At 67.1% G+C, this 12,835-nt stretch carries 10 protein-coding genes and 1 tRNA gene; 9 read left to right on the forward strand and 2 right to left on the reverse strand.

Annotated features, from left to right (window positions below):
• The first annotated feature begins 42 nt into the window (after positions 1 to 42).
• From OG285_RS18190 to OG285_RS18205, 4 genes are all read left to right on the forward strand, one after another.
• A complete protein-coding gene (locus OG285_RS18190; RefSeq protein ID WP_371791556.1) occupies positions 43 to 2,280 on the forward strand; it encodes a DEAD/DEAH box helicase in 2,238 nt (745 codons plus the stop codon).
• Positions 2,281 to 2,557: 277 nt separating this feature from the next.
• Positions 2,558 to 2,932 carry a VOC family protein gene (locus OG285_RS18195; RefSeq protein WP_371791557.1) on the forward strand — a complete coding sequence of 125 codons (375 nt, stop codon included), beginning with the start codon at positions 2,558 to 2,560 and terminating at the stop codon, positions 2,930 to 2,932.
• A 134-nt stretch (positions 2,933 to 3,066) separates the two neighbouring features.
• Positions 3,067 to 3,139, forward strand: a tRNA-Lys gene (locus tag OG285_RS18200).
• A gap of 772 nt (positions 3,140 to 3,911) precedes the next feature.
• On the forward strand, positions 3,912 to 4,766 hold the full coding sequence (locus OG285_RS18205) for a DUF4231 domain-containing protein (RefSeq protein ID WP_371791558.1): 855 nt from the start codon (positions 3,912 to 3,914) through the stop codon (positions 4,764 to 4,766).
• A gap of 563 nt (positions 4,767 to 5,329) precedes the next feature.
• On the opposite strand, the gene xerC is transcribed toward OG285_RS18205, so the two are convergent.
• Together xerC and OG285_RS18215 are read right to left on the reverse strand one after the other, a co-directional pair.
• Complete coding sequence (gene xerC / locus OG285_RS18210; protein ID WP_371791559.1) at positions 5,330 to 6,961, reverse strand: tyrosine recombinase XerC; 1,632 nt, start codon at positions 6,959 to 6,961, stop codon at positions 5,330 to 5,332.
• Complete coding sequence (locus tag OG285_RS18215) at positions 6,958 to 7,644, reverse strand: transcriptional regulator (protein WP_371791560.1); 687 nt, start codon at positions 7,642 to 7,644, stop codon at positions 6,958 to 6,960. Before OG285_RS18215 ends, xerC begins: the two co-directional genes overlap by 4 nt.
• A 130-nt stretch (positions 7,645 to 7,774) precedes the next feature.
• On the opposite strand from OG285_RS18215, the gene OG285_RS18220 reads away from it, so the two are divergent.
• From OG285_RS18220 to OG285_RS18240, 5 genes are all read left to right on the forward strand, one after another.
• Entirely contained in the window at positions 7,775 to 7,969 is a 195-nt protein-coding gene (locus OG285_RS18220; protein WP_371791561.1) for a hypothetical protein, read from the forward strand.
• 233 nt (positions 7,970 to 8,202) lie between these two features.
• Positions 8,203 to 9,453 (forward strand): DUF3631 domain-containing protein, encoded by a 1,251-nt coding sequence (locus tag OG285_RS18225; protein WP_371791562.1) that lies wholly within the window; start codon positions 8,203 to 8,205, stop codon positions 9,451 to 9,453.
• A gap of 272 nt (positions 9,454 to 9,725) precedes the next feature.
• Positions 9,726 to 10,451 (forward strand): DUF2637 domain-containing protein, encoded by a 726-nt coding sequence (locus OG285_RS18230; protein ID WP_371791563.1) that lies wholly within the window; start codon positions 9,726 to 9,728, stop codon positions 10,449 to 10,451.
• Between the two features lie 236 nt (positions 10,452 to 10,687).
• On the forward strand, positions 10,688 to 11,125 hold the full coding sequence (locus OG285_RS18235) for a plasmid mobilization relaxosome protein MobC (protein ID WP_371791564.1): 438 nt from the start codon (positions 10,688 to 10,690) through the stop codon (positions 11,123 to 11,125).
• Positions 11,126 to 11,129: 4 nt separating this feature from the next.
• Positions 11,130 to 12,833 carry a relaxase/mobilization nuclease domain-containing protein gene (locus OG285_RS18240; protein WP_371791565.1) on the forward strand — a complete coding sequence of 568 codons (1,704 nt, stop codon included), beginning with the start codon at positions 11,130 to 11,132 and terminating at the stop codon, positions 12,831 to 12,833.
• Positions 12,834 to 12,835 lie beyond the last annotated feature (2 nt).

The raw sequence follows: 12,835 nt of genomic DNA on the forward strand, positions 1-12,835 counted from the left end.
TTATGGGCGCGTGCCGAGACTCCGGAAGGTTTCGCATTTCGCATGTCCAATTTCAGTTCTGACCACGCCGTCATGCCCGAGAACGACGAGATCGTCGCCGACGCCGAGGCTGTCGTGGTCGAGGTCGTAGAGGCCGTCGCCGAGGCCGTAGCCGCCGAGGGCACCGCCACTGAGGCCGCAGTCACCGGCGGATCCGTCGCCGACGAGAGCGCCACCGACGAGTCCGTCATCGGTGAAGAGCCCGCCGAGCCGACCGTGACCTTCGGGTCGCTCGGTCTCCCCGACGGCATCGTCCGCAAGCTCGCCCAGAACGGCGTCACCGCGCCCTTCCCGATCCAGGCAGCGACCATCCCGGACGCCCTGGCCGGCAAGGACATCCTGGGCCGTGGTCGTACCGGCTCCGGCAAGACCCTCTCCTTCGGTCTCCCGCTGCTGGCGACGCTCTCCGGCGGCCACACCGAGAAGAAGAAGCCGCGCGGCATCATCCTCACCCCGACCCGTGAACTCGCGATGCAGGTCGCGGACGCCCTTCAGCCGTACGGCGACGTGCTCGGCCTGAAGATGAAGGTCGTCTGCGGCGGTACGTCGATGTCCAACCAGATCTACGCCCTGGAGCGCGGTGTCGACGTCCTCGTCGCCACCCCGGGCCGTCTGCGCGACATCATCAACCGCGGCGCCTGCTCGCTGTCGAGCGTCCAGGTCGCCGTCCTCGACGAGGCCGACCAGATGTCCGACCTGGGCTTCCTGCCCGAGGTCACCGAGCTGCTCGACCAGATCCCCGGCGGCGGTCAGCGCATGCTCTTCTCCGCCACCATGGAGAACGAGATCGGCACGCTGGTCAAGCGCTACCTGACCAACCCGGTCAGCCACGAGGTGGACAGCGCCCAGGGCAATGTCTCGACCATGTCGCACCACGTCCTCGTCGTGAAGCCGAAGGACAAGGCGCCGGTCACGGCCGCCATCGCCGCCCGCAAGGGCCGCACGATCATCTTCGTACGGACCCAGCTGGGCGCCGACCGTATCGCCGAGCAGCTCGTCGAGTCGGGCGTCAAGGCGGACGCCCTGCACGGCGGTATGACGCAGGGTGCCCGTACCCGCGTTCTTGAGGACTTCAAGAAGGGCTACGTCAACGCGCTCGTCGCGACCGACGTCGCCGCCCGCGGTATCCACGTCGACGGCATCGACCTGGTCCTGAACGTGGACCCGGCCGGCGACCACAAGGACTACCTGCACCGCTCGGGCCGTACCGCCCGCGCCGGCAAGTCCGGTGTTGTCGTCTCGCTGTCGCTGCCGCACCAGCGCCGCCAGATCTTCCGGCTGATGGAGGACGCGGGCGTCGACGCCGCGCGCCACATCGTCCAGGGTGCCGGGGTGTTCGAGCCCGAGGTCGCCGAGATCACCGGTGCGCGTTCGCTGACCGAGGTCCAGGCCGACTCCGCGAACAACGCCGCCAAGCAGGCGGAGCGCGAGGCCAAGGACCTCACCCGTGAGCTGGAGCGCATCCAGCGCCGTGCGACCGAGCTGCGCGAGGAGGCCGACCGTCTGGTGGCGCGTGCCGCCCGCGAGCGCGGTGACGACCCCGAGGCCGCTGTCGCCGAGGTGCTGCAGGCCGCCGAGGCCGAGATCGCGGCCGCCGTACCGGAGCAGCCGAGGGCGGAGCAGCGCGAGGAGCGTCGCGACGACCGCGGCAACTTCGGGCGCCGTGACGACCGGGGCGGCGACCGCGGTGGATACCGTGGCGGTGACCGCGGTGGTGACCGCGGTGGCTTCCAGCGCCGTGACGACCGCGGTGGTGACCGTGGCGGCTTCCAGCGCCGTGACGACCGGGGTGGCAACGGCGGTTTCCGTCGTGACGACCGTCCGTCGGGTGGTTCCGGTGGTGGATTCCGTGGCGGCGAGCGTCGTGACGACCGTGGCGGTAACGGTGGCTTCCGTCGTGACGACCGTCCGTCGGGTGGTTCCGGTGGCGGTTTCCGTGGTGGCGAGCGTCGTGACAACGACCGTCCGTCCGGTGGTTTCCGTGGCGGCGACCGCCGCGACGACCGTGGCGGCAACGGTGGCTTCCAGCGTCGTGACGACCGCCCCGCCGGTGGCCACCGCGGCAGCGACCGTCCGTTCAACCGCGACCGCCGTGACGACCGCCCTGCCGGCGGCTTCCGCTCCGGCAGCAGCGACCGTCCGACCGGCCGCCGCGACGACCACCGCACGACCGGTACGGGTACCGGCACCGGTTCGTTCGGCCGCCGCGACGACAAGCCGCGCTGGAAGCGCAACGGCTGACGCACCTGCCCGGCCCGAGCCGGAACCGGTGGTGAGCCGGAACCGGTCGAATTCGGCCTGACCTGAGAAGCGGGTCCCTCCTTCGCGGAGGGGCCCGCTTCTTCGTGTCCGGACGTCCGGCGCCGAATGTCATCCGCGTGTCCGGATGTGTCCGGCGCCGACCGATGACTTTCGCCGCCCGGGCCGGTCATGACCATGAGGCCGGTCACGGCCATGTGGGCGCAGCAGGCGCCGCACACAGGCGAGCACGACCGAAGACGAGAGGGAGGCACACCTCATGGCAGCCCCGGGCAACATCAATGGACTCGGCATCATCCTCGGCAGTACGGACCCCGAACCGCTCATCGACTGGTACCGCGCCGCACTGGAGCCGCTGGGTGCCCGCTGGGAGGGCCACATGCTCGTCGTCGGGCAGCAGGCGATCATCGGATTCGATCGCCGCGACGACGTGGCGGAAAAGGCCGCTGAACCCGGCCGGCACCTGGTCAACATCATGGTGCGCGACATCCGTGCGGCCGAGAAGCACTTCAACAGCCTCGGCGTGACCTGGGTCAGGCCGGTCGAGGACACCGGGGGCGGCTGGTTCTTCTCCACCCTGCTGGACCCGGACGGCAACTACCTCCAGGTACTCCAGGGCCCCGGGACACCCTGAGCCGGAGCGCTCCCGTCCGACCACTCCGCCGACGACCCGCAGCGGCCGCCGGCGGAGTCCGACCTGCCCGGCAGAGGGGATACCCGATCGGCTGCCGGGCACGCTCCCGCTATGCTCGGGGGGTGCGTCAGCACGGACCGTTAGCTCAATTGGCAGAGCAGTGGACTTTTAATCCATTGGTTGTGGGTTCGAGTCCCACACGGTCTACGACGAAGGAGGGGGAACACCCCCTCTGACCTGGAGCTGAGTGCCCCGACCTGGTTTGCCGGTCGGGGCACTCAGTCGTTTCGGGGCTCGTGCGTGAGCGATGCGTGAGCGGATGCGCCGGCAGCGCCTGGTCCGGAGACGGACCGGCGGGTACGAGGAATCAGCTGTACTGCCGCTTCGGCCGCCGTTTGGTCGCATGCTCGTGCACGTGTCCGAGGGAAACGTGACGGAGGACTGTCGCAGCGTCCCTCCATCGGGAACAGGCGGATCTCGAAGGTCGCGTCGGTCCAGTTACCCCTGACCCCTTCGCCACGGCACAGCCCCACAAGTGCGGACACGTGGGAAGGCGTGTACCGCTGGGGACTAGATGTGGTCGAGAGGAGCGTGCGGAGCCTGCCCGTGGCCCGGATCGGCTTCTGACCATCCATTGCCCCACCGCTTGCTCCGCTCCGGTGCTGCCTCTCACTAGGAGCTTCGTGTGGCTGTCTACCGTGCGGCCCATTTCTTAGGGGCGCAAGGTTTTTCTTCGGGGAGCAATTGGGGCAATCGAGTTTTGATCATGGCCTGTATTGGGCCTTGATGGGAAACACGCCTGCTGGCATGAACTAGTTCTTGCCAGCAGGGATCTTGGCGCGATTCTTCCTAGAGGTAGTGGCTCGTAAGGCGCCCTTGCTCGTGTGGTATCTCGGTTCTACGATCTCCCACTTGTGTCGCTGAAATCCGCAGGGCTTTCAGCTGTCGCTGAGTGGTTTGAACTAGGTGGGGGCTGTCAGTGAGTCAGGAAAGCATCGGGCCAAACAGAATCTCTGCGACAGATGAGGCTCGGCGGCAGGAGGAATACCGAAGCAGCGTCAAGAAATTCGATGAGATCGAAGACGATCTAAGGACTTCGAGAACCTTCCAGCGAATCTATCTTTTGTGTCTGCTGGGTGGGATAATCCTTACCTTTCTCCTCGGCTACACGGTTATCGTGGGGCTGTGGAAGTCGCAGCCAGTGTTCACCCGGTGGGCTGGGCTAGTCATTGTCAACTGCCTTTGGGTAGCGATGGGTGTGGCGCTATGGAAGAATCGTAAGAAAGTTGTTAGTCGAACCGGTGAACTGCGCAATGCACTCCAGGATCGACAAACGGCCGCTGCAAAGCTGCCTCTTGACTCACCCTCCGGACTCCGGATCTACCGCGAAGCCTCGCTTGATCTGATCGATCAGTACAGAAAATCAGCTAACAAGAATCGGCGGATTCACAACGCCTTCCAAGGCGTAATCATCACTGGGTCGATCGTCACGTCGACGCTAGCTGCCATGAACGAGGGCAGTAGCCAAGTGCTGCGTCTTTCTTCGGCTTCCCTCAGCGCACTCGTCGGAATTTCAGCAGGCGTGACCGGATACTTCAAGTTTCGTGAACGAGGGTACAATCTGCAATCCACGGCCGATGATATCGAGAAGCACTACAACGCCTCGCAGTTCATGCTCGATGAATACGCTGGCCGGGATGATGAGACGCCGCTTCCTGAAGATGAACGACTCCGGATGTTTGCGCGTTATGTGGAACGGCTCAAGGAAGAGCAGAGGAAGCGCGAGCTTCAACTCGAAACATCCAGCTCCGGGAATGAAGAGCGTGCGAGCTGATGTCCGGTCGATGCATCCCGGCCTACAGCAGTGCGGGCAGATGTTTGGCAGAGCTTGCTAGGGGCCGGGGGTGAGGGCTCAAAAAACCAGATGGCTCCTCGCCCCACTCTGGCAATGGAGGGCTCGGCATCTCGTAGCTACTCACGGCGCATCTATGTCCGATTCGACGGCTTGGTGTCTCATCGCTCTCGCGCGAGACCCAGTGAAATACATGCCGCTCGTTCGGCACGTAGTGCTTCGGCGGTCGCTGGGTGCATGGATTGCGCCTGGGGTGGCCCTCGATTCGTGGCATGACCTTGAGCGGTGTGAGCAAGAGAGACGCGTCGCCTGGCTCGACCGGTATGGAGCTACGCCTCTGCACCGGTTGGGTGTCCCGGAGGAGATCATCGAGTTGGCGGGCCTGCACGTAGTTGAGTGGCAGCTCCCGCCGGGTCGGGACGCGGCTTCCATCGTTGCTCAGAATCGTCCCGGTTTTTCGGGAGAAGTCCTGTAAATCAGCAGCTAGAGCCCGGCCAGCAGCCATGCTGCTTTACAGCCCATGAGGGAACGGGATGACTTCTTGGTCATCCCGCGTGAGAAGCGGGCGACCTGTGAGCATGGACATCCTTTTGCGCGGGTGCTTCCTTGTTCTCGGGCTCTTGCTCGGGCGATGAGAGATCGGCGTTGTCGGCCGCCTTGGGAACGGACGCTGCGGCGAGACGCGACCGGGGGACCAGGTTCGCGGCCTTCTCGGCGATCTCGCGGTCGAGTTCGGGGAGCAGGCTCGTGTAGGTGTCCGAGGTCAGGGTGATGGTGGAGTGCCGCAGGGTCGCCTTCACCGTGTGGATGTCGCCGCCGCCCGCGTGTGTAAGCGTGGCGGCGACGTGGCGCAGGTCACGCAGGTTGATGGGTGGCAGGTCGGTGGTGGCCAGGATGCGGCGGAAGGCGTTCGAGAGCATCTCGGGGTGCAGCCGGGAGCCGTCCTCCTGCGCGAAGACCTTGCCGCTGTCTTTCCAGGCCGGTCCCCACTTCTCGCGCTCCGCGTTCTGGTGCGCTCGGTGCACACCGAGCACGGCGACGTTGACCGAGTCGAGCGCGATGGTGTCCGCGCTGCCGTCGGTTTTCGGGTCCGACTCGTAGGCGTCCCAGCCGTCGACCACGAGTTCCTTCGCCGGGGTGATGCTGCCGGCGTCGAGATCAAGGTCGAGCCACTCCTGCCCGGCGGCCTCGCCTCGGCGGAGACCGCGGGTGCCCATGAGGTGGAAGGCGGCGTACAGGCGGTCCTCCTCGGCTGCGTCCAGGTAAGTGCCGAGCTGAGTAGGCGTCCACACCATGACCGGACCGGGGATCTCGCCCGTCTCGCGCCAGCGTCGTACACGCTCCTCTGTCCAAAGGAGTGGCTTGGGGCGCTTCCCAGAGGCCAGTTCGACGTGGGACGCGGGGTTGAAGGTGATGAGTTGCTGCGAGATCGCCGAGTTCAGTGCGGCACGCAGGGTGCGGCGGATCGCCTGCCAGGTGGCGGGCTTGTTCACCTTCCGGAATGGCTTCATCTCGGCGAGCTTCGCCCGCTCGATGGCGAGGCGCGCGCGCTCGGCGGCTACCGGGCCCGGCCTGCTCGGCTTGGTGCGGGCTATCTGTTCGCGGCGGGCCTGGTTCTCGGCGGCGATCACCTCGTTGTCGTCGGCTATGCCGTCGAACATCGCGACCAGGTGGCTGACGTTGAGGCGGTCGAGGCGGACGTGCCCGATACGCGGTTTCAGGTGGACGCGGATGTGCGAGGCATAGCCGTTGAGGGTCGTCCTGCGACGCTTCTTCGAGGCGAACCACAGGTCGAGCCACTCCCCGACGGTGGTGCTGCTGCGAAGGTCGAGCCCGGCCTTGAGGCGCCGACGTGTCTCTTCGGTGTCGGGGAGTGGGGCCTTCTCGGCGGCCAGCTGTTCCAGGAGCTGGGTGATCCTCTGGACGCTGTCGGGGTCGTCGGTGTCGGCGAGGCCGATCAGGGCACGCACGTGGTCGAGGTCGGCCTGAGCGGCCTTGAGGGACTCGTAGCCGGCGCGGTTGAAGGAGCGGCGGGTGCCGTCTTCGCGGGGAGGGAGTTCCTGGCGGATGGAGTAGGAGCCGTGCTTGCGGCTGGTGAGCTTGGGGCACTTCTTGCCGAACGGCTTACCGGTCTTGGGGTCGCGGCAGTAGCAGCGGCGATGCGTGGAGCCTTTCAAAGGCGTTCCTCCGTGGTGGTGTTGGTGTCCGTATCGGCTTCGGGTAGATCAACATCGCCCAATGCGGGTGGCAGGTCGGGCGGTGTGGCTCCGTCGTCGCGGAGGTCCCGGCGGAGGTAGCGGAGGTTGTACTTGGCGGAGATGGCCTGGTCGGCGTACGTAGACCGCTTGCGTTCGGCTTCTTCCTGCTGGGCGCGGCTGGTTGCCGTCCTGGCTGCGAACCGGGCCTGTTCTTCTTCTGCGAGTGCCGCCAGGGCCGTGCTGACGAGGCTGGCGTGGGCCTCGAAATCGGGGACCAGGCCAGCGTCGTGCAGGGGTACTTCTTGTTCGCCGGTGAATCGCCTTAGGGCATCCCAGGTGGGCACGAGGTCCTGGAACGGGAGTTCCTGGGTCTGCTCGACGTACCCGACCGGGAAGATCAGGCAGACCGGGTAGGTCTCCAGCGCGGCTGCCAGGACCATGACGTCCACCAGCGGGAGGCTGGCCCGCCGTCCGGACTCCATGTTGGCGATCACGTTGCGCGGGATGGGATGCCCGAGCTGCTCGCATTGCTCCGCCAAGTCCTGGGCGCTCCATCCCATCTCTTTCCTTCTCCGGCGGACTTCGGCGGCCACGTTGGCCTTGATCCTGTCCACCCACTCCGGGAAGTCGTCCTCTTCATCATCGAAATCGCGTTGTGTCATGCAGACACATTAGCTTGAGGACTCTGATTGGTAGACGCCTGGAGCCGGACGTGATGGACACGTTCGCCGAAGGCTGTACCGAAAGGGTCGCCGTATGCGCGCAGGTATGACCGGCGGAGAGTCGCGGGGTATGAGTCGGGAGGAGCTGCTGGCCCTGCCAGTCGCCGTTGACCTGGAGACGAGTAATCGCGCCTTGGGTCTCGGGCGGAGCAAGGGCTATGAGCTGGCGAAGCGGGGCGCCTACCCGTGCAAGGTCCTGCGGCTCGGGAACGCCTACCGGGTCGTGACTGCGGATCTGCTGGATCTGCTCGGGCTGGCGGCGTGAGCGGACGGCAAGCTAACAAACGCTTCTGCGCTGAGCTGACACAGATTCGCTGGACTGTTGGCGGGTGGGGACGTACGGTCCGTGTTCCCTCGCGGTGGCCTCATGCCCGCGAGACGGGAACGGGCCTCCGGCGGTGCAACGCCGGAGGCCCCAGCAACCCCACACGGCCCGCGAAGAACCAACCCGGCGGCAAGGGCGCGCAAGCCCGCCACCGCCAGACGAGGAGCTGCCCCGTGGAACATGCCGGAGCCGAGCCCTATTCCACACCGGACGAGCCTTCCTGGCCGCCGGTCGCCATCCCCGGACAGCCGTCCGGCCGCTCTTTCCTGCCGTCACTGGAAGAGCTGTCCGCCGCCATGTCCGATACCGCCCCGGTATCCGAAGGCGAGCAGGTACTGACGGAACTGCGGGAGCAGATACGCCGGTATGTTGTGCTGCCGAGCGAGGGAGCCTTCACGGCGGTAACGCTGTGGGTCGCGGCGACGCACCTGCAGACCGCATGGCAGCACGCTCCACGGCTGGCCGTCGTCGGACCGGCGAAGCGGTGCGGCAAGTCAAGGCTGCTGGACGTGATCACCGAGAGCGTCCATGATCCGCTCATCACGGTCAACGCCTCGGCCGCCGCGGTGTTCCGGTCGATCACCGACACCCCGCCCACCCTGCTGGTCGACGAGGCCGACACTCTTTTCGGCTCCGCGAAGGTCGCGGAGAAGAACGAAGAGATGCGCGGCCTGCTCAACGCGGGCCACCAGCGCAACCGCCCTACCCTGCGGGTCTCCGGCCCCAACCACGAGGTGGCGAAGTTCCCCACCTTCGCCATGGCGGCCCTCGCGGGCATCGGAGACCTGCCCGACACGATCATGGACCGGTCGATCGTCATCCGGATGCGCCGTCGCAGGACCGGCGAGGAAGTGCAGGAGTTCCGCACCTACCGTGACACCCCGCCGCTCCATGCCCTGCGCGACCGGCTCGTCGCCTGGTTGGCACCGCTCCACGCCGATGCGATGGAGCTGACACCGGCCATGCCGGTCCATGACCGCGCGGCCGACACCTGGCAGCCGCTGGTATCCGTCGCGGACCTCGCGGGCGGCCCGTGGCCCGAGCTCGCGCGCACCGCCTGCCGGGTCATGGCGAAGCACGAGGCCGATCATGACCAGGACCGCAGCAGCCTGAGCATCCGCCTCCTGGCCGACATCCGCCGCGCCTTCGCCACCGAAGGCAACCCGCCGGCGCTTCGCACCAGCCGTCTCCTCGACATCCTCAACGAGGACGTCGAGACACCGTGGCCGGAGTACACCAAAAAGGGCCTGACCCCTCGGGGCCTTCAGATCCTGCTCAAGGAGTACGACATCAGCTCCGCCCCCCGGCGCTTCCACGGCAACGTCCAGGCCCGCGGCTACGCCTGCCTGCATTTCGCGGACTCGTGGGCGCGCTACTGCCCCGAAGCCGTACCACCCGTACCGCCAGACACGATCGGGGCCTGACCCGGCACGACCCGTCACGACCCGTCGCCGCGCAGGTCAGCGCGGTGACGAGTCGAGGTCCGGTGACGAGTCCACTCGACATCGCCGGGCCACCCGTATCTGCCTTGACCAGGCATGCGACGAGTCGCGACGGGTCGCCCCCATTCCTCGGGCCATTTGAGCCCTGTCTTACCGCACTCCTGGAGCACTTCCCCTTGTCTCACCCCACCACCAGCGCACAGTCCGCTGCACCAGTGGCGCTGGCCGGCGCGATTCGCACAGGTGTAGCGCTGTTGGCCGTGGCTGCCTTCGCGCTCTCCTACGATGCTCTGCGTCAGATGGCCGCTGCCAGCCACATCCACCGGGCGCTCACGTACGCTTTCCCGCTCGTCATCGACGGGTTCATCGCCATCGGGATCGGTGCTCTGCTCGTCCTGCGGACGGCGCCTCTGTCCGCCCGGCTCTACGTCTCGGTGCTGGTCGGCATCGCCACCGCCACAAGTATCTGGGCCAACGTCCTGCATGCCATCCGCCTCAACCAGCAAGCCCGGTACACAGGACTCGCCCTCGATGACGTCACCGTCGGAGCTATCTCAGCCATCGCTCCACTCGCCCTGGCCGGAGCCGTCCACTTCTACCTTCTCGTCGCCCGGGGCCCCGCCACCGACTGCCACAACAAGAACCACAACACCAACGGCCGCCACGAAAACGCCAAGGGAAGCGAGACGGCACCGCCACCCACCCCAAGCTCCAACGACGTGGAGCGACCGGTGGAGAAGGCCGTAGCGAAGCCCCCGCACCGGCCCTCCGAGCTCGGAGGCGCATCACCGAGCATCTCGGTGGAACAGGCCATCGACATCGGCCGCAGCGCACCCCTCGGACGGGGTGACCGCGTCTCACGCCGCAACGTTGAGCAAGCAATCCGAGACCAAGGGTTCGGCATGGCCCGCAGCCGCCTGGACGAGGTCAAGAACCTGCTGCAGGCCGAACGCGACAAGGCCACGCCGGGCATCAGCTGAACTCACAGCCGCCCCATCCCCGCCCGTCCCTCCCGCGAATCAGCCCGGAGGGACGGGCGGCTTCCCCACCACCGCTCGCAGGAGCCCACATGTGCGACACCGATCACGAACTCGTGGCACCTCAGAAGCCGATGACCACAGACCCAATCTCGACACGAGCAAGTTGTCGGGTAAGGAGTCCTTACCCGGCTTCCGCCCCAGAGGAGGCGGAAGCATCCGTCGCCGAGGGGGCGACGGTGGCGGTCGGCCCGGGGGAGCCGACTCGGGAAGAGGCCACGCAGCCGCCCAAGCCGCGTCGTCGTCTGCGCGAACCCACACTGCGCAAGAAGCGAGTCCACCCGCGTTACAGCGACGAAGAGTTCTCCCTTCTCGTGAACGCCGCAGGTCTGAGCCGCATGCCGGTCGGCGGCTACGTCGCTGAGACCTCGATCGCCGCCGCCCGCGCCGACGACCCCACCTCCGCGGTCGCCGACTACCGGGCCATGGTCAAGGCACTGATGGCCGCCAACGGACAGCTCGCCAAGATCGGCAGCAATCTCAACCAGCTCGCCGGCCACCTCAATCAGGATGGCCCCTGGCCCGACCTGGACATCGTGTGGCGGCTGCTGCACCACATCGAGGCGTCGATCGCCGACGTGGACGTGGCCGTCGCGCAGGTGATCACCGGACGGTGACCACGTGATACCGAAGATCATCCTCGGCAAGGGCGGACGCGCCATCCGCCGCCTCATCGGCTACCTCTATGGGCCGGGCAGCGCCAACGAGCACACCGACCCGCACCTGGTCGCGTCCTGGAACGGCTTCGCCCCCGACCCTGGCCGCAGTTCCCACCACAACCCCAAACATGTCGAGGGCCAGCTCACCGCACAGCTCGACCAGCCCGTGAAGATGCTCGGCGACAAAGCCCCGACGACCACGATGTGGCACTGCCCGGTCCGCGCCGCACCCGGGGACCCGATCCTGAGCGACGCCCAGTGGGCGGACATCGCCCGTCGGATCGTGGCCGTGGCCGGCATCGCCCCCGAAGGCGACCAGGAAGCCTGCCGATGGGTGGCAGTCCGTCATGCCGAGGACCACATCCACATCGCCGCCACCCTCGTACGCCAGGATGGCCGCCGCCCCCACCGAGACCACGACATCCGCGCCGTCCAGCGTGAAGCCCGCAAGATCGAAGCCGACTTCGGCCTCCGCCGCCTCAACCCTGGCGACGGCACTGCCGCCAAACGTCCCACCAGCAAGGAGCACTTCAAGGCCAAGCGCCAAGGACAGGACACCACGACCCGCGAGATCCTGCGCACGCGCGTGCGGCGAGCGGTGGCCGCCGCTTCCAACGAGACGGAGTTCTTCGCTCTGTTGGAGGTGACCGGCGTGAGTGTTCGGCCCAAGACCGGACCGTCCGGCGACGTCCTCGGCTACAGCGTCGCTCTACCCGGCGACGTCAACAAATACGGCGAGCTGGTCTGGTTCTCCGGCTCCACCCTCGCCGGTGACCTCTCCCTCCCCAAGATCCGCCACCGCCTCACCGACACCGGCCCCGAACCTGTCACCGCTCGGTCAGTTGACCCTTGGCATCAGGCCACCGCCGCCACCGAACGCATACCTGACCACCTCAGCCGCAGCAGTGACCACATCGCCCAGGGCCAGCTCGTCGCGCTCGGTGGAGTGCTCGACCTGCTGCCGCTCACCGCACCGGCCGATGCGAAGGGGGAACTCGAACAGGCCGCCGCCGTCTTCGAGCGCGCCACCCGCTCCCGGATCATGGCCGACCTCGACAACACCCGCGTCCTGCGCCGCAGCATTCAGACGATCCTGCGCACCCCCACCACAACGGGCGACGGAGCCGGGCTGGCGATGCTGCTGGACGCTGTCCTGATCGCCGTGGCGTTCGCAAGGCACTGGCACCGCACACATCAGCACGCCCAGCAGGAAGCGGCAGCCCAGCAGACACTCGTCCACCTCCAGACCGCGTACGCACATGTCGCCGTCCCAGTCCTGGAGGACCTCGCCCGTTGCGCTCCCGGCCTGCAGACCAAACACCGCTACGCCCGCCACCTCCAGCAGATCATCCCCAAGCATGCCGACCGCATCCTCCAGGACCCCGCCTGGGACGCCCTCAGCACCGCCCTTGCCGACGCAGAAACAGCCGGGCATAACGCGGCCACCCTCCTCGGCCAAGCCCTCGGCCAGCGCACCTTCGCCGACGCCCGCAACCCCGCCCGCACCCTGACCTGGCGCATCCACCGCCTCGGCCAACGCCACACACCCAGCCCCCGCGCCCAAGCAGCCATAGCCCGCAGCACCACACGACGCACCGCTGCTCCGATCCACCCATCGGTGGTCACATCGACCACACCGCAGTCGCCACACGTGCGGCGACGCTGATC

This window comes from Streptomyces sp. NBC_01471, assembly GCF_041438865.1.
GTDB lineage: Bacteria > Actinomycetota > Actinomycetes > Streptomycetales > Streptomycetaceae > Streptomyces.

Excerpts from the sequence above, each read along its gene's own strand:
- OG285_RS18190 (WP_371791556.1), top strand. The coding sequence starts at position 43 with ATGTCCAATTTCAGTTCTGACCACGCCGTCATGCCCGAGAACGACGAG.
- OG285_RS18195 (WP_371791557.1), top strand. The coding sequence starts at position 2,558 with ATGGCAGCCCCGGGCAACATCAATGGACTCGGCATCATCCTCGGCAGT.
- OG285_RS18215 (WP_371791560.1), bottom strand. The coding sequence starts at position 7,644 with ATGACACAACGCGATTTCGATGATGAAGAGGACGACTTCCCGGAGTGG.
- OG285_RS18220 (WP_371791561.1), top strand. The coding sequence starts at position 7,775 with ATGAGTCGGGAGGAGCTGCTGGCCCTGCCAGTCGCCGTTGACCTGGAG.